A 15,244-nucleotide genomic window follows, 5' to 3' on the forward strand; every position below is an offset into this window, starting at 1 on the left:
GGGGGCAGAGCTATTTTTCTGCGGTTTTTATCAAAAACAAGATTCTAACCGCCCGCAGGCCTTTATGGCTTGGGATTAGGCAACAAAGCAGATTAAACGCGCTGGCAAGCCACCATCACCTTGTTTTTCGAGTAAATGAGTACGCCAGTGCTCGGCATGTGCATTCCAAGCCTCTAGGCGATCAAACCATTGGCTAGGCATTGCCCAAGTCATTGCGGCGATTGTGGTGAGTCGCAATTCTTGGCTAGCCTCTTCAAGATAGAGATCAAGAAAGGCTGCCAATTTCACTTCATGAGCGCGATCTTCTTGTGGGTAAAGGTGCCAAATAAATGGCTTACCTGCTAACTGGGCGCGAACAGAAGAATCCTCTCCGCGCACAATATTGACATCACACTGCGATAGCACCCAGTCGTATTCATCCTGAGAAACAAATGGTATGGAAAGCAATTGCAGACTTTCTGGCAATGAGATGGGTTGCTCGCCATAAAGATTGAGTTGATCAGCATGCCCATGAGCAAGCAAAACATCGATATCTTCACCAAGATGACCCAAGTCCTCCAGCCATTTTTTGAGCGGTGCGCCAGGGTAGCAAAAAACACTAATTCGTTTGGCGCTACGTCGTAACTGTGACCAGATTGCTTTTAAAGCATCGGGGATATGTTCATTAGCGAGATGGCCTTCTGCTGGAATGGGGTCTAGCAATAGTCCACCAACCTCATCCTGAAATCCAGGGAAGAAAAAGTATTTAGGAATGCCATGCGATTGGGGTGATGCCTTGCCATGAAATTCGGTTACCCAGGGCTCTGCGCTGAGATATTCCAAATTAATGATGATGGGCTTGATGGAGGCTATAAATAGGCCTGCGAGATAGCGCTCAGGTAGTTCGCAGCCAAATGCCTCAATTGCTACATCGGGCGTTTGAACTGGATGTCGGGTATTGATATGACTTGCATCCCATGGCTGCATATCAATTTTTTGCTTTACTGCAGGATCTACGCCGGATGCGAGTAAATTAAGGGTTGGCAGGTCATCGCAGAAAATACGCACCTCTTGCCCATGAATGCTTGATAAGCTTCGGGCTAGACGCCAGCAAACACCAGCATCACCATAGTTATCTACGATTTGACAGAAAATATCCCAACGCATGAGCAATTCGCTTTTTGAAACCCTTCAGCAGGATGTTAAACGGCTACCCGGATTGCCGGGGGTATATCGCTTTTTTGATGAAGCGGGACATATTTTGTATGTAGGCAAAGCTCGCAACCTTAAAAAACGTGTTTCTAGTTACTTTCAGCGTACTCAGTTATCACCGCGTATTGAGCTGATGGTGGGCAAAATTGCCCGCTATGAGACTACGGTAACACGGACCGAAACGGAAGCGCTTATTCTAGAGAACAATCTCATTAAAGAGTTGGCGCCGCCGTTCAATATTCTCTTCCGTGATGACAAGTCCTACCCCTATGTCGTGTTAACGGGGCATCAGTTTCCAAGGCTGGCTTCTTACCGTGGAAAAGTGAATAAACGTAATCATTATTTTGGACCGTTTCCGAATAGCTTGGCAGTCCGCAATAGCGTGCAGATTCTGCAGAAAGTATTCCGCTTAAGGACTTGTGAGGACTCTGTTTTCAAGAATCGCAGTCGCCCTTGTCTATTGCATCAAATCCATCGCTGCAGCGCCCCTTGCGTTGGTCGCCTCAGTGTTGAGCAATATGGTCAGGATGTTGCGCAGGCTACCCGTTTTTTAGAAGGCGATCATAGCCAGGTGTTATCTGAGCTTGAAAAGGAAATGCACAAGCACAGTGAGGCTATGGAATTTGAAATGGCGGCAGTATTGCGCGATCGTATCGCAGATCTATCCAGTGTGTTGCAGCAGCAAGCAATGGATGCGGTGGCAGAAGGTGAAGGCGATGTAGATATCATCGCTGTCGCGCAAATGGAGGGAATGATTTGTGTGAATTTAGCGATGGTGCGTGGCGGCCGTCATTTGGGTGACAGAGCTTGCTTTCCTAAGGGTTTGCGCACGAGCTCCGGTGAACTACCGGCACCTACCGAGATATTGGAAGCATTCATTATGCAGCATTATTTGGAGGAGAGTGCGCGCGAGGCAACAACGAATTTAATTCCGCCGGTATTGGTTTTAAATCATGCTCTGCAATCTGCCGGCGACGATCTCACCCAATTAAATGAGACTCCGCCTGAAGATTTGCATGAGTTACTCAATGCGCAAGCAGGTAGAAAAATTACGTTCTTGCATCAGCCTCAGGGCCAAAGGCGCCACTGGCTGGCGATGGCTGAAGGTAATGCCAAGATTGCTTTAACGAAACGTTTAGTGGAGACGGGCGGACAGTTGGCGAGAGCGTGTGCTTTGGCTGACATTCTGAGTCTTGAGTTGGAAAGTCTTGAACAGTTGCGTATTGAATGTTTTGACATTAGCCATACTTCTGGCGAAGCAACGCAAGCCTCTTGCGTGGTGTATGCCAAGAACGCAATGCAGTCGAGCGAATATCGTCGCTTCAATATCAATGACGTCACCCCAGGAGATGACTACGCGGCAATGCGTCAGGCATTGCAAAGACGCTATGCGAATTTTCAAGAATTGCCGGTAGAAAAGATTCCTCAAGTCATTTTGATTGATGGCGGTAAAGGTCACGTGGAAATGGCTCGTCAGGTTCTGTCTGAGTTTGGAATGGATGTGGGTTTGATTGTGGGGGTTGCCAAGGGAGAAGGGCGCAAGGTTGGCTTAGAGACGCTGATTTTTGCGGATGGCCGCGAACCTTTGGAGTTGGGTATTGATAGCGCGGCACTTTTATTGGTTGCGCAGATACGTGATGAGGCTCACCGCTTCGCCATTACTGGCATGCGCGCCAAACGCGCAAAGGCAAGAACGATTTCTCGATTAGAGGAAATTGAAGGCATAGGTGCCAAGCGTCGTCAAAAGTTGCTAGCTCGTTTTGGGGGGTTAAAAGGAGTTGCCAATGCCAGCATTGAGGAAATTGCCGGTGTGGAGGGGGTCTCTTTAACTCTTGCCGAGCAGATATATCGGCAGCTTCACTAGGAGCATTGACCGTTCTTGGTTTATGCTTATCGTATGCACTTTAATTTACCAATTGCCCTAACCTGGTTGCGTGTTGCAGCTATTCCACTGTTGGTGGCAGTTTTCTATCTCCCTAATTCTTGGCTTACCCCATTTGAGAAGAATTTAATCGCGGCAATCATTTTTATTTCCGCTGCTATTACGGATTGGTTGGATGGTTTCTTGGCTCGCCGTTTAAAACAAGAATCGGCATTCGGGCAGTTTTTAGATCCTGTTGCCGATAAGCTCATTGTTGCTGCGGCATTGTTGGTTCTTCTCAATATGGATCGCGTGCAAGTATGGGTTGCGCTCATCATTATTGGGCGAGAAATTACGATCTCCGCTCTTCGTGAGTGGATGGCCTTATTGGGGGCTGGAAAAAGCGTGGCCGTCCATATGGTTGGTAAGTTAAAAACGACCGCTCAATTGGTTGCCATTCCATTTTTATTGCTCAATGACACCTTATTTGGCTGGTTGAATTGCGCGCAACTAGGTACTTGGTTAATTTGGATCGCCTCATTTTTAACCCTTTGGTCCATGTTCTATTACCTGAAAAAGGCCCTGCCACAGCTGGCCGGAAAAATCGACTAGCCATTCAAAAGCCCAGACAGTTCAGCTTTTGCAGGTAGTTCCATTTCCTTAGTTTTTCGGTCTTACAAGGAATAATGCTTTCTTCGCGATTGTTTGTTAAACTATCCCCCTCTTATGCGGGAATAGCTCAGCTGGTAGAGCGATACCTTGCCAAGGTATAGGTCGGGAGTTCGAGCCTCCTTTCCCGCTCCAAGTTCGATGGGAAGCCCTAAAAAGCTTCCCATTTTTGATTCAAGTGTTTGGCGCGTTGGCCGAGTGGTTAGGCAGGAGCCTGCAAAGCTTCGTACGGGGGTTCGATTCCCTCACGCGCCTCCAGTAATTAGTCTTGACGAATTAGGTGCATCACCTAAAATGCTTTTAACCACTGGAAGTAAAAAGCGTCATTCCCCTCAATCAAATACAACACACATAATGACAATTCAAATTCTTAAAGTCAGCGCTCTTGCATTATTTTTAGCGGCGTTCATGAGTGGATGCGCTAGCTCGGGTGATTCGCCAACTGGTACGCCACAGGAAGTGCAAGAAGTGCAGGCTCAGCTTTTAGGCGACATGCCTTTGCCTGCGGCTTCAAAAATTATTGGTACAGAATCATTAATTATTGGACGTGGTGATAATTGGGTAGGACGTGTTGTTTTGTCTGGCGTACAAACCCCAACAGATATTTATGCATTCTTCCAATCGGAGTACCCACGCGCAGGATGGACAACTGTTAGCGCTGTTAAGTCTAAAACCAGTATTTTGGTATTCACCAAAGGTGATCGTACTGCTACTGTGGAATTAAATGAAGGTTCGTTAACTGGACCAAAAACATTGATTACGATTACTTCGTCACCCAAGAATGCTAACGTTGTTGCACCAAGCAAGAAGTAAGCAAAGTATTTAGCTCTAGTAGAGAGCAAATAAAAAGGCCTCCAACAGGAGGCCTTTTGCTTTAAAGGCTCTAGCTCACAGCCCTTCAGCCCTGATTAAGCCAACAGCCTGGCCCTCAACTGCAAAGTTGGGTTGACGATAATCTACAAATAGATTTTTGAAATCTGGGTTCTCTGCTTGTAGCTCGATCACCATGCCGTTAGCGGTTTTCTTGTGTTGCCAACGTTTTACCGTGACTTCATCATCAAGACGGGCAACAACGATATCGCCGTTGCGAACTTCTGTCGTTTTTCTGACGGCGAGATAATCACCATCCAAAATGCCGGCATCTCGCATGCTCATACCTTTTACTTTTAACAAGTAATCAGCACCTTTGCTAAATAAGCTTGTATCAATCGGAACATGTTTCTCGATATGTTCAACCGCCATGATTGGTGACCCAGCAGCAACTCTTCCGATTAATGGGAGCGTGAGTTGTTTTAGAGCGCCCGATGGCAAAGATAGTTGGCGATATTTATTGCTGTTATGTGTTTGATTAAATAGTTGCGGAATACGAATGCCGCGTGAAGTGCCTGGCGTTAATTCGATATATCCTTTTTTTGCTAGCGCGCGTAGATGTTCTTCAGCCGCGTTGGCAGAAGCAAAACCTAATTGCGTAGCAATCTCTGCACGAGTGGGCGGCAAACCACTTTCACCGATGGCTTTAGTAATGAGCTCCAAAATCTCATTCTGGCGTGGAGTGAGCTTGGGGAGGGCTGTCAGCTCCTCTGGAAAATTGACTGTGTTTATGTCCATACTGGGATTGTATACAGCAGTATTTGATATATCAAGCCATTTAGAGGGGATAATGGGGTATGAGCTCAAAGAAAATCCTCCAGAACATTCACCCCATATCCTTGTTTTAGGCGTGGGCGGCACAATCGCTGGTTTGACATCCAATCCAAGTGATAAGCCGATGGAGTGCGAGGCGGGGCAAGTAGAGGTAACCTCTGTATTGGCCCATATTCAGTCCGCTGTGCCGGAAGGGGTTGAGCTGGTTGCGCGGCAGGTGGCCAATACAATAGCCGCAATCTGACTGAGCCCTTAATGACGCTTTTGGGGGAAACCATCAAAGAGGCTCTAGCTAATTCCTTGATCAAAGGCATAGTGGTCACTCACGGAATAGAAGAGACGGGTGTCTTTTTGCAATTGACTTGCGGGAAGTATGCTCAAAATTTAGGTAAAATAGTGATCTTGACCGGCGCTATGTTGCCGGCAAACGCATCTAAGGCTGATGGCCCATCTAATCTCCTGGATGCCATTCGCTGGGCCTCGACTCCAATTGATAACTGCCCTGGTGGAATCTTTGCTGTGATGGATGGTAGGGGTTGTTTGGCGATGGATTTGGCAAAACGCCACGGCAGCGCCCTTAATGCGACTATTCAAGCCTCTCCTAGTAGTTCGGTCGGCCTGATTCATCCTTCTTGGTTATCAGGAGTAAAAGCTGTTCAGACTCTTTGGCTGGAGGATTTGCCCATTTCAAAAGAGAATGAATGGCCTTGGGTCGAGATCTCGACCAGCCATGCGGGGGCTCGCTCGGAAACCATTGCCCATTGGTTGAACTCCAAAGTAAAGGGCTTTGTCCTTGCTGGTAGCGGCATGGAGGCTTTCATGATGCCTGGAAAGATTCTTTGGTGGCAGTAGTAAAACATGGGATTGCTCTAGTGAGAACCACCAGGACTGGAGCAGGGGAAACCTCGCCTGATTTGCCTGACAAGGACATTAGCGGATGCCTAGCTTCAGGACGCCTTTCCGCCCCTCGGGCAAGCATTGCCCTGCAGCTAGCCCTGAATGCAGAAAAACAAGCCCAGATTGTAGGTAAATCCCTGACTTGGCAGGATTTTTTGCTAGAATAGCGGTCTTGCCTGTAATTCGGTAAGCGCTGAAAAGCGGCTGTAAAAGTGTTTTAAGTATTACCTACAATTTGTTACTACCTTGTCACACTGGCGCTGAGTTCGCAACCATCAGAACTTAGCAAGACGCCCAGGTGACTTTATCCTTAAGGAGTGTTTGATGCGTCATTATGAAATCGTCTTTATCGTCCATCTGGACCAAAGCGAGCAAGTGCCAGCGATGATCGATCGCTACAAAGCTACATTAGCAGCTGCGGGCGGCAAAATGCATCGTATTGAAGATTGGGGTCGTCGTCAGATGGCTTACATGATCGACAAGCTTGCAAAAGCCCATTACGTTTGCATGAACATTGAGTGCGACCAGAAAACTCTGGAAGAGCTCGAGTATGCGTTTAAATTTAACGATGCTGTTTTGCGTCACCTCATTATCAAGACTAAGAAAGCTGAAACAGAGTCTTCCATCATGATGAAAGAAGTGCAACGTGAAGAAGCGCGCAAATCAGCTCAAGCCGACGCTCCTGTAGTGGCAGTCTAAGTTAGAAATTTGAAGAGGAATACACAGATTAGAAAACGTATCAGAGAAGCGGAGCGGCGTTGAATCATTTCACCCTCACTGCGATCTTGGTATCTAAAGACGCGATTCGATTTACACCTGCAGGAATACCGGTAATGCATTGTCAGCTAGAACATAGCGGTCACGCAAACGAGGTAGGAGTGGCAAGGAAAATTCAGATGAACGTTGAAGCTATCACAATCGGTCCGATACAAAAGGATTTAGAGCGCATGGATTTAGGAGCTGAGGCGGTGTTCGAAGGATTCTTGGCATCCAAGACTCTACGTAATCAAAGCCTTGTTTTCCACATTACCCATATTCAATTGAAAAATTAAAAAGGAAATCATCATGGCGTTTGGAAAGAAACCAGATTTCAAAAAGAAACCAGCTCAGAACCCATTGTTCAAGCGTAAGCGTTATTGCCGTTTCACTGTTGCTGGCGTAGAACAGATTGACTACAAAGATGTAGACACATTGAAGGACTTTATTAGCGAAAACGCCAAGATCACTCCTGCACGTTTGATGGGCACAAAAGCTAAATATCAGCGTCAGTTGGATACTGCTATTAAGCGTGCTCGTTACTTGGCTTTGTTGCCATTCTCCGATCAACACAAGAAATAATTAGGAGCCCTCAATGCAAATCATTCTTTTAGAAAAAGTAATTAACCTGGGCAACCTCGGCGACATCATTCGCGTTAAAGACGGTTATGCTCGCAATTTCTTAATCCCACAACGCAAGGCGCGTCGTGCAACTGAAACGGCGATTGCTGATTTTGCAGTTCGCCATGCTGAGTTGGAAAAATTAGCTGCTGAGAAATTGGCTGCCGCTGAAGCAGTTGGCGTAAAGCTCAAAGACTTGGTTCTTGAAATCGGTCAAAAAGCAGGCGTTGACGGTCGTTTGTTTGGTTCTGTAACCAATCATGACATCGCTGATGCGTTGAAAGCTAAAGGCTTCGCAATTGAGAAGTCTTCTGTTCGTTTGCCTACTGGCCCATTAAAAATGGTTGGTGATCACCCTGTAGCGGTTGCTGTACATACCGATGTAGTTGCAGAAATCACCATTCGTGTAGTTGGCGAGCAAGCTTAAGTTTTAAGTCTATAAATAAGCCTCATGGCTGAATCCCGTTCACGTTCCGTTACGCTGAATCCCGGCATGATGGGTTCTGGGGATGCAGTCGTGCAGGCTCTAAAAGTACCTCCGCATTCTGTAGAAGCCGAGCAATCATTGCTCGGCGGTCTGCTGATCGATAACTCCGCTTGGGATACCCTGGGTGGCGTATTAAACGACAAGGATTTCTACCGCCCTGAACATACCTTAATTTACCAGGTCATCGCTCGTTTGATTGGCGACAATCATCCAGCTGACGTGATTACTGTTCACGATGCCATTAAGTCTGAACAAGGTGGCGATTTAGTTGGGATTGATTATCTCAACTCATTAGCGCACAGCACGCCAAGCGCAGCCAATATTAAGGGCTATGCTGATATCGTGCGAGACCGCAGTATTCTACGTCGCTTAATTGAAGTTTCAGACAGTATTGTTAACTCCGCATTTGTTCCGGAAGGCCGAACAGTTAGAACACTGTTGGACGAAGCTGAGTCACGCATTTTGCAAATCGGTGAAGAGGGTAGTCGTAAAGCAGATTATCTGGAGATTGAACCTTTGCTCAAGACGGTAGTGGCTCGGATTGATGAGCTCTACAACCGTCAAGGCGGTAGTGACATCACTGGTATTGCAACCGGCTTCTTGGATTTAGATAAGCACACTAGCGGTTTGCAAAAAGGCGATTTAGTGATTGTTGCTGGAAGGCCTTCGATGGGTAAGACTGCATTCGCATTGAATATCGCAGAGAACGTTGCGCTTGCTGAAGGTCTGCCGGTTGTTGTCTTCTCGATGGAGATGTCGGGCGAACAATTGGCTGCACGTTTACTTGGCTCAGTAGGGCGCGTTGACCAAGGCCGTATGCGTACTGGTAAGTTGCAAGATGACGAGTGGCCACGTGTCACTGATGCGATTGCACGTTTGAGTAATACTCAAATTTTGATTGATGAGACCGGTTCTTTATCCAACTTAGAGTTGCGTGCACGTGCACGTCGTATCGCCCGAAACTTTGGCGGCACTCTCGGATTGGTGGTCATCGACTATTTGCAGTTGATGAGTGGCTCTGGTTCAGAAAACCGTGCAACCGAGATTTCTGAAATTTCTCGCTCACTTAAGTCACTTGCAAAAGAGCTGCAGTGCCCAGTAGTGGCACTCTCACAGTTAAATCGTGGTCTTGAGCAACGCCCCAATAAGCGCCCGATCATGTCTGACTTGCGTGAATCAGGCGCTATCGAACAAGATGCCGACTTAATTATGTTTATTTACCGTGATGAGGTTTATCACCCAGACACCACAACCGACAAAGGTGTGGCTGAAATTATTATCGGCAAGCAACGTAATGGTCCAATCGGTACAGTGCGCTTAAGCTGGCAAGGCCCATATACCAAGTTTGATAATTTAGCGATGGGATCGATTGGTTACTCTTCTGGCGGGTATGAACCGTTCTAAGTGGTCAAAAAATAATTAGATAAAAAAAAGGCCTCACATGTGAGGCCTTTTTAATATATCAACTAATGTAGGCAATCCAAATTAGATCAACTTCATCATCTTATTTGCCGCCTTCACATTTCTTGATTGAAGCGGCTTTAGCAGCGCCATACAGTGGCTTGCCATCTTTGCTTCATGCCTTGGCCTCGTAATCATTGGATTTAGCATCACCCATACATTTTTTAAGCGATGCATCCTTTGCGGCGCCATATAACGGTTTACCGTCTTTGCTGCCTGCCTTTGCTTCGCATGCGGCTTGATCGGCAAAAGCATAAGTTGGAAGTGCGAAACTGAGTGCAATGCTTAATGCAGCAATCATTTTCTTCATGCTCACTCTCCTTGGTGGATGGATTTATTTCGCAGGCTAACGCGCACAACGGTAAAGCTATAGCTAAATATTACGTCTGTTTCACAATCATGTTCTGAGATGCCATTGGGGCTGGGAAGCCAGCAGCAAGGGCGTCGCTCATGACGCGGTTGCTCTCAAAATATACCTGCCAGTAATCATTATTACTGCAATAGGGGCGTACAGCCAACACGGGTCCGACTACGTTGCACTCCAAAATATTCACCTCAACAGCTGGATCTTGTAGGACATTTGGGATGGCGGCAATCTTTTCACGCAATAAGGCCATTGCAGCATTTTGATCAGCCGCACTAGAGAGTTGGCACTTGAGATCAACACGACGATATGGGCTGTGACTAAAGTTCTGAATCGTGTCTCCCAATATTTTGGTATTACCAATCATGGTTGCAATATTGTCTGGGGTGTAAATGATGGAAGAGAAAAGACCAATTTCTCGAACAGTTCCAGTGACGCCACCAGCCGTGATGAAATCACCCACTTTAAATGGACGCAATACGATTACAAATACACCTGCCGCAAAGTTGGAAAGTAGGCCGGCCCAGGCTGCGCCTATGGCAACACCGGCAGTAGCAATCAATGCAGCAAAGCTGGTTGTTTGAATGCCGAAATAACCGAGAATGCCAACCACCAAGAGAATATTCAGGGTGACGGAAACCACTGAACCTACATAGCGAAGAATGGTCGGGTCCAACTTTTGTTGTTCTACGCCTTTGCGAATCACGCTGAGCGCAACTCCAATCAACCAACGGCCAATTACCCAAAGGGCGATAGCGGCCAAAATCTTTAAGCCAATATCCGTTGCAGATGTGACAAAAATTTCTTGTATGCGGTTTAAATCAATCTCTTTCATTGCGACTTTCGTAAATAAATTCAATAAAAATGCTTATAAAGCTTAAAAATGATTATTTCTGATTATGCAGATACTCGGTATTAGCCTAAGGGTTAATAGATATTAACTCTGCAGAGAATTATGATTCTCATACATATGACCCTAAAACTTTTGGGGGCATCATGAAACATTCGAATCTCGTCTGATGAAAATTATTAATTCAAAAACGATAGCCCAAAACAATTGCTTCATTTCAGTGTTTACAGCACTTTTCTTGATGGTGGGATCGGGCTCACCACTTGCACAAACCACAAATGCAAAATGTATCAATACGGGATCGGATCAGGTTGGGCAAAATCCGCCCACAGGTACGCTTAATTACACGCCAGGCAATAATGCAAACATTACGTGTAAGCCAATTAATTTAGGCGAAACAGTAGCTAGCGCGGGCGTGATTTCTGCTACCAATACTACCGATGGAAATGGCGTAAGAGTAACTGTTGCTGCTGGTACTGTGTATACCGTGTTGGCTCAACAATTGGCCTTGGCAGCGGAGCAACCGTTAATAACTCGGGGGCTTTAAATACCAGCTCTTTTTATAACGGCTATGAAATTTCTGCAGGCGTTAATGGGCGTTCGCAAGCTGGTGGTAACAGTTTGAATAACTTAACGGGTGTCACGATTGTTACGGCTGGCGGAAATGCTGCTGGTATTTACGTTAGCGCCACAAATGCGGGTTCTGCAGCCAATACCTTAACCAATGCCGGCACAATTACCACTTCCGGCTCGAGTTCCGCTGGTATGCGGCTGCACTCTGGGGCTAGCAATAGCAGGATCGTCAATACAATTGCTAATAGCGGCACAATTACTACTACAGGCCCGGCCTCTTATGGCGTTCAAGTGTCGGGCATTGGCGCGGTTGATCTGACCAATACTGGAACAATTACCACTACAGGCGCAAACTCATTTGGCATCTACAGTGCTGGCAATATTGTTAGTCTCACGAACTCTCAAGGCGGCTCAACACCTTTGACATACTCTGGTGCACTGCCAACTAATTACAACACGATCGTTTCAAGTTTGACGAATTACGGCAAGCTGGATGTTAGTGGCGGCAATGTAACTGGTGTGATGAATTTCAATATCAATAATTCTTCTTCACTTGCGTTTAACAGCACATACGCAACCGTTCTCAATGGATTGAAGATCAATAATCTTGGAAATTCATATGGCACATTTACTTCGGGTGGCAATATTTACGTTTGGGCATTAGTACACCGCGTTGGCGAGTCCTCAATGCAATCAGATTTAGTTATTCAGCCAGCCCCTACGCAAAGCACGCCAGTGGCGGTCCAGGCTAGCCTGCAAGAATTAAAGGCTCATTTGCTTGCTCGATCCTATTTAATTAGTCCTATCGATCCCGATACTCAGACTTCATTGGTATCGCTTGGCAATACATTGCAAGGATTGTTTGCTATGCAAGCTGCAGGTGTAGTCAATAGCTTGACCTATGACTGCTCTTTGTGTGATGAGAACAATGTTTGTATATCAACAGGTGGTCGTTTTACCAATGTCAGTGTGTACCCGAATAACTCTACAAGCGCTTTGCTTATTGGAGTCTATCGATTCTCCCCAAGCGTCCGTTTTGGCGCTTATCTTGACCAAAACCTGACTCAGAGTACCCACGGTGGAATTGCTCAGTTAAGTAATGGTAGTCCTATGGTCGGGTTGTCTGGTGTGTGGTCACAAAATCCAGATGGTACTGGAGCTGAGACAAAACTTTCCGCTGCTTATGTGAGTAAAAGCGCGACTCTGACTCGTCCAGTCGTGGGTGTTCTTATGCTGGTATGCGTTATGTAGTTGGTGGGATGGGTGGGTATGGTGAGTCTCAAACGGGAACCGTTTCCAGCCCCCTCCCTTATAACGCGATTACGAACTACACAACAACGGCTATTGCTGGATTCATTGCAAATCACAGGCTGACTGAGAAAACTATGTTGGTCGCGAGTGCTGGCGCTGAAAAAGATATCAATGCCAATGTGGGTAATTTGATGGCTACTGGTAACGGTGATTACAACATTGCTATGAATGACAACTATCGCACTCTAAGGCCTACAGCAAGCCTGGGTGCGTTTGATGATTTAAGCGCGCGTGAGAGATTGGGGTTAATCGGTATTTATCGTCAAGAGGCTTATCGAGCGATGACTTCATCAACGATCTTGGCGACATATACGATCGGCCTATAAATCAATTTACTGGGGTGTTAAACGACGCGCTTCAGTAAACTTGGCCGCCCAATATGGCGTAGTAATGTAATCCAGACGTACTGTTCCTCCTGCGCTTGGAGCATGTACAAACCTTCCCTGCCCAACATAGATTCCGGCGTGAGAGTATTTTTCACCGGTTGTATTAAAGAAAACTAAATCACCGGGGGCAGGAGGTTGATCATCAATACTTCGGCCTCTGGTGCTCATCAGCTGAATGGTGCGCGGAAGTTTGATCCCAGCAGCTTTGCTATAGACGTAAACAATCAGTCCGCTACAGTCAAAGCCACCTTTTGGAGTATTGCCGCCAAATCGATAGGGGACATCTACTAAACCTACCGCTGCGATCGAGATGTCCTCGGTTCCAACACTGGTGTCCTGCTTAAATTGAGCAACTTTTGCAGAACTGGATTTTCCGATAAATGTGCCGCATCCGCTCAGGATGAGCGGGCTGCAAATAAAAATGCCGCACCCCAGAAGAGTGCGGCATGAGAGGGTTTTATTAGAGTGCGTCAGCTGCATGATCCGCAAGACGGGAGCGCTCACCACGAGCCAGAGTCACGTGACCACCATGACGCCAACCTTTAAATCGATCGACTACATAAGTGAGACCGGATGATCCTTCGGTTAGATAAGGCGTGTCAATCTGAGCAATATTACCTAAGCAAACAATTTTGGTTCCAGGTCCCGCGCGAGTAACCAAAGTTTTCATTTGTTTTGGTGTTAAGTTTTGCGCTTCATCGATGATGACGAATTTGCTGACAAAAGTTCTGCCGCGCATGAAGTTCATGCTTTTTACCTTGATGCGTGAACGAATCAATTCTTGAGTGGCGGCGCGACCCCATTTGCCAGTGCCGTCATCGTTGCGCTGCAAAACTTCGAGGTTATCGTCAAACGCACCCATCCAAGGCTGCATTTTTTCTTCTTCGGTACCTGGTAGAAAGCCGATATCTTCACCAACGGGTACTGTGGCACGGGTGATGATGATTTCGTTATAGCGCTTGCTATCGAGAACCTGCTCAAGTCCAGCGGCCAAGGCTAGCAAGGTTTTTCCGGTACCCGCTTGCCCCAATAGAGTTACAAAGTCCACATCGGGGTTCATGAGCAGGTTCATGGCGAAGTTCTGCTCACGGTTACGCATTGTTACATTCCACACATTGTTCTGCTGATGAGAGAAGTCTCTCAGTGTTTGCAAGAGGGCGGTCTTACCGTTAATCTCTTTGACTTGTGCGTAGAACGGTGTTGAGCCATCTGAATTTTCTTGGTAGACAAATTGATTTACCAACATGCTGGCTACAGATGGACCAGTAACGCGATAGAACATCGTGCCCGATTTGGAGTCAGCCCAGCTCTCCATGTCCTTCCTATGCTTAGGCCAAAAATCTGCTGGCAATGTCATCACGCCTGCATACATCAAATCACGATCTTCTAAAACCTGGTCGTTGAAGTAGTCTTCAGCAGGTAACCCAAGTGCACGCGCTTTAATGCGCATATTGATATCTTTGGATACCAACACCACGTCTTGGCCCTTGCGGGTTTTTTGTAGCTCACTAACTACCGCCAAAATCAAGTTATCGCCTTTGCCTTCAGGTAGGCCTTCGGGCAATGCTTGTGTAGCAAGTTTGGTTTGAAAGAAGAGGCGACCGGTAACATCTTGATTACCAAGCTTATTGAGTGGAATGCCTTCATCCAAAGTACCGCTAGTGCCGGCAATCAGTTGATCCAGGGATCTACTGACGGTACGGGCATTGCGGGCTACCTCGGTCATGCCTTTCTTGTGGTTGTCTAGCTCTTCCAGTGTGGTCATTGGCAGATACAGATCGTGCTCTGAGAAGCGGAATAGAGAACTTGGATCGTGCATTAACACGTTGGTATCTAAAACAAACAAGCTGGGGGGTCCAGTGCGAATCACGCGCTTTGGTTTTGCTGTGGTAGGTGCCTTGCCTTCACTCCGAATTGGGGTGCGATCCGATTTGATTTTTTCAAGAGCCACTTCTGCTTCCGTTAAATCTTCTTCCGCATCGTTAGTCCAATCAATCGCTTCCATGACCACTGGTTTTGCTGGAGCAGGACGTTTCTTTAAGTCAGGAGTATCTTTGCGACTGAGTTTCACTTGATCAGCAATTTGAGTGGGGATTGGGGGCAGTGGCATGGGCTCTCCTAAAAGAAAAAAACCGCCAAGCGGAGTGCATTGACGGTTTATTACAAAATGGGC

Annotated in this window: 19 protein-coding genes and 2 tRNA genes; 15 read left to right on the forward strand and 6 right to left on the reverse strand. The window is 46.7% G+C overall.

Annotated features, from left to right (window positions below; translation table 11 throughout):
• Window positions 1–75: 75 nt before the first annotated feature.
• The gene (gene earP / locus DXE35_RS02075; RefSeq protein ID WP_114689404.1) at window positions 76–1,146 is read right to left on the reverse strand and encodes an elongation factor P maturation arginine rhamnosyltransferase EarP; all 1,071 of its coding nucleotides are present in this window, start codon (window positions 1,144–1,146) and stop codon (window positions 76–78) included.
• Here earP and uvrC point away from each other — a divergent pair.
• The 5 genes from uvrC (at window position 1,145) to DXE35_RS02100 (ending at window position 4,534) form a co-directional block, all read left to right on the forward strand.
• Window positions 1,145–3,055 (forward strand): excinuclease ABC subunit UvrC, encoded by a 1,911-nt coding sequence (uvrC, locus tag DXE35_RS02080; RefSeq protein WP_114689405.1) that lies wholly within the window; start codon window positions 1,145–1,147, stop codon window positions 3,053–3,055. The genes earP and uvrC overlap by 2 nt on opposite strands.
• Before the next feature lie 33 nt (window positions 3,056–3,088).
• Window positions 3,089–3,664: a CDP-diacylglycerol--glycerol-3-phosphate 3-phosphatidyltransferase gene (gene pgsA / locus DXE35_RS02085; protein WP_114689406.1), complete on the forward strand. Its 576-nt coding sequence runs from the start codon at window positions 3,089–3,091 to the stop codon at window positions 3,662–3,664.
• Between the two features lie 116 nt (window positions 3,665–3,780).
• Window positions 3,781–3,856: transfer RNA gene (locus DXE35_RS02090), tRNA-Gly, on the forward strand.
• A gap of 49 nt (window positions 3,857–3,905) precedes the next feature.
• Window positions 3,906–3,979 (forward strand) — tRNA-Cys (locus DXE35_RS02095).
• A gap of 96 nt (window positions 3,980–4,075) precedes the next feature.
• Complete coding sequence (locus DXE35_RS02100; protein ID WP_114689407.1) at window positions 4,076–4,534, forward strand: hypothetical protein; 459 nt, start codon at window positions 4,076–4,078, stop codon at window positions 4,532–4,534.
• A 75-nt stretch (window positions 4,535–4,609) separates the two neighbouring features.
• Here DXE35_RS02100 and lexA read toward each other — a convergent pair whose 3' ends face one another.
• The gene (gene lexA / locus DXE35_RS02105) at window positions 4,610–5,329 is read right to left on the reverse strand and encodes a transcriptional repressor LexA (RefSeq protein WP_114689408.1); all 720 of its coding nucleotides are present in this window, start codon (window positions 5,327–5,329) and stop codon (window positions 4,610–4,612) included.
• A gap of 52 nt (window positions 5,330–5,381) precedes the next feature.
• Here lexA and DXE35_RS09470 point away from each other — a divergent pair, with 52 nt between their 5' ends.
• The 7 genes from DXE35_RS09470 to dnaB all read left to right on the forward strand — a co-directional run bounded on the left by DXE35_RS09470 (window position 5,382) and on the right by dnaB (window position 9,530).
• The gene (locus DXE35_RS09470) at window positions 5,382–5,609 is read left to right on the forward strand and encodes a hypothetical protein (RefSeq protein WP_197713930.1); all 228 of its coding nucleotides are present in this window, start codon (window positions 5,382–5,384) and stop codon (window positions 5,607–5,609) included.
• Window positions 5,610–5,620: 11 nt separating this feature from the next.
• Complete coding sequence (locus DXE35_RS09475) at window positions 5,621–6,217, forward strand: asparaginase domain-containing protein (protein ID WP_197713931.1); 597 nt, start codon at window positions 5,621–5,623, stop codon at window positions 6,215–6,217.
• A gap of 369 nt (window positions 6,218–6,586) precedes the next feature.
• Window positions 6,587–6,961 (forward strand): 30S ribosomal protein S6, encoded by a 375-nt coding sequence (gene rpsF / locus DXE35_RS02115; RefSeq protein WP_114689409.1) that lies wholly within the window; start codon window positions 6,587–6,589, stop codon window positions 6,959–6,961.
• A 59-nt stretch (window positions 6,962–7,020) separates the two neighbouring features.
• Window positions 7,021–7,314, forward strand: coding sequence for a primosomal replication protein N (gene priB / locus DXE35_RS02120; RefSeq protein WP_114689410.1), 294 nt, complete (start codon window positions 7,021–7,023; stop codon window positions 7,312–7,314).
• Between the two features lie 13 nt (window positions 7,315–7,327).
• Window positions 7,328–7,600, forward strand: a complete 273-nt coding sequence (rpsR, locus tag DXE35_RS02125) for a 30S ribosomal protein S18 (RefSeq protein WP_114689411.1) — start codon at window positions 7,328–7,330, stop codon at window positions 7,598–7,600.
• A 13-nt stretch (window positions 7,601–7,613) separates the two neighbouring features.
• Window positions 7,614–8,066, forward strand: coding sequence for a 50S ribosomal protein L9 (gene rplI / locus DXE35_RS02130; RefSeq protein ID WP_114689412.1), 453 nt, complete (start codon window positions 7,614–7,616; stop codon window positions 8,064–8,066).
• A gap of 24 nt (window positions 8,067–8,090) precedes the next feature.
• Window positions 8,091–9,530: a replicative DNA helicase gene (dnaB, locus tag DXE35_RS02135; protein WP_415069826.1), complete on the forward strand. Its 1,440-nt coding sequence runs from the start codon at window positions 8,091–8,093 to the stop codon at window positions 9,528–9,530.
• Window positions 9,531–9,702: 172 nt separating this feature from the next.
• Here dnaB and DXE35_RS02140 read toward each other — a convergent pair whose 3' ends face one another.
• Entirely contained in the window at window positions 9,703–9,897 is a 195-nt protein-coding gene (locus DXE35_RS02140; protein ID WP_415069828.1) for a hypothetical protein, read from the reverse strand.
• A 70-nt stretch (window positions 9,898–9,967) separates the two neighbouring features.
• A complete protein-coding gene (locus DXE35_RS02145) occupies window positions 9,968–10,786 on the reverse strand; it encodes a mechanosensitive ion channel family protein (protein WP_114689413.1) in 819 nt (272 codons plus the stop codon).
• Between the two features lie 235 nt (window positions 10,787–11,021).
• Here DXE35_RS02145 and DXE35_RS02150 point away from each other — a divergent pair, with 235 nt between their 5' ends.
• The 3 genes from DXE35_RS02150 (at window position 11,022) to DXE35_RS02160 (ending at window position 13,011) form a co-directional block, all read left to right on the forward strand.
• Complete coding sequence (locus tag DXE35_RS02150; RefSeq protein ID WP_162784942.1) at window positions 11,022–11,348, forward strand: hypothetical protein; 327 nt, start codon at window positions 11,022–11,024, stop codon at window positions 11,346–11,348.
• Window positions 11,349–11,422: 74 nt separating this feature from the next.
• Window positions 11,423–12,625 (forward strand): hypothetical protein, encoded by a 1,203-nt coding sequence (locus tag DXE35_RS02155; protein ID WP_114689415.1) that lies wholly within the window; start codon window positions 11,423–11,425, stop codon window positions 12,623–12,625.
• A complete protein-coding gene (locus DXE35_RS02160) occupies window positions 12,613–13,011 on the forward strand; it encodes a hypothetical protein (protein ID WP_114689416.1) in 399 nt (132 codons plus the stop codon). Before DXE35_RS02155 ends, DXE35_RS02160 begins: the two co-directional genes overlap by 13 nt.
• A 6-nt stretch (window positions 13,012–13,017) precedes the next feature.
• Here DXE35_RS02160 and DXE35_RS02165 read toward each other — a convergent pair whose 3' ends face one another.
• Window positions 13,018–13,551 (reverse strand): C40 family peptidase, encoded by a 534-nt coding sequence (locus tag DXE35_RS02165; RefSeq protein ID WP_114689417.1) that lies wholly within the window; start codon window positions 13,549–13,551, stop codon window positions 13,018–13,020.
• Window positions 13,532–15,181, reverse strand: a complete 1,650-nt coding sequence (locus tag DXE35_RS02170) for a PhoH family protein (protein ID WP_114690349.1) — start codon at window positions 15,179–15,181, stop codon at window positions 13,532–13,534. The genes DXE35_RS02165 and DXE35_RS02170 overlap by 20 nt, the downstream gene beginning before the upstream one ends.
• Between the last annotated feature and the right edge of the window lie 63 nt (window positions 15,182–15,244).

The sequence above is a fragment of the Polynucleobacter necessarius genome, from assembly GCF_900095215.1.
Taxonomy (GTDB): Bacteria; Pseudomonadota; Gammaproteobacteria; order Burkholderiales; family Burkholderiaceae; genus Polynucleobacter; species Polynucleobacter necessarius_H.

Excerpts from the sequence above, each read along its gene's own strand:
- rpsR (WP_114689411.1), top strand. The coding sequence starts at position 7,328 with ATGGCGTTTGGAAAGAAACCAGATTTCAAAAAGAAACCAGCTCAGAAC.
- DXE35_RS09475 (WP_197713931.1), top strand. The coding sequence starts at position 5,621 with ATGACGCTTTTGGGGGAAACCATCAAAGAGGCTCTAGCTAATTCCTTG.
- DXE35_RS02160 (WP_114689416.1), top strand. The coding sequence starts at position 12,613 with ATGCGTTATGTAGTTGGTGGGATGGGTGGGTATGGTGAGTCTCAAACG.
- uvrC (WP_114689405.1), top strand. The coding sequence starts at position 1,145 with ATGAGCAATTCGCTTTTTGAAACCCTTCAGCAGGATGTTAAACGGCTA.
- pgsA (WP_114689406.1), top strand. The coding sequence starts at position 3,089 with ATGCACTTTAATTTACCAATTGCCCTAACCTGGTTGCGTGTTGCAGCT.
- lexA (WP_114689408.1), bottom strand. The coding sequence starts at position 5,329 with ATGGACATAAACACAGTCAATTTTCCAGAGGAGCTGACAGCCCTCCCC.
- DXE35_RS02170 (WP_114690349.1), bottom strand. The coding sequence starts at position 15,181 with ATGCCACTGCCCCCAATCCCCACTCAAATTGCTGATCAAGTGAAACTC.
- DXE35_RS09470 (WP_197713930.1), top strand. The coding sequence starts at position 5,382 with ATGGGGTATGAGCTCAAAGAAAATCCTCCAGAACATTCACCCCATATC.
- DXE35_RS02140 (WP_415069828.1), bottom strand. The coding sequence starts at position 9,897 with ATGAAGAAAATGATTGCTGCATTAAGCATTGCACTCAGTTTCGCACTT.
- dnaB (WP_415069826.1), top strand. The coding sequence starts at position 8,091 with ATGGCTGAATCCCGTTCACGTTCCGTTACGCTGAATCCCGGCATGATG.
- rpsF (WP_114689409.1), top strand. The coding sequence starts at position 6,587 with ATGCGTCATTATGAAATCGTCTTTATCGTCCATCTGGACCAAAGCGAG.
- rplI (WP_114689412.1), top strand. The coding sequence starts at position 7,614 with ATGCAAATCATTCTTTTAGAAAAAGTAATTAACCTGGGCAACCTCGGC.
- earP (WP_114689404.1), bottom strand. The coding sequence starts at position 1,146 with ATGCGTTGGGATATTTTCTGTCAAATCGTAGATAACTATGGTGATGCT.
- DXE35_RS02100 (WP_114689407.1), top strand. The coding sequence starts at position 4,076 with ATGACAATTCAAATTCTTAAAGTCAGCGCTCTTGCATTATTTTTAGCG.
- DXE35_RS02165 (WP_114689417.1), bottom strand. The coding sequence starts at position 13,551 with ATGCAGCTGACGCACTCTAATAAAACCCTCTCATGCCGCACTCTTCTG.
- DXE35_RS02145 (WP_114689413.1), bottom strand. The coding sequence starts at position 10,786 with ATGAAAGAGATTGATTTAAACCGCATACAAGAAATTTTTGTCACATCT.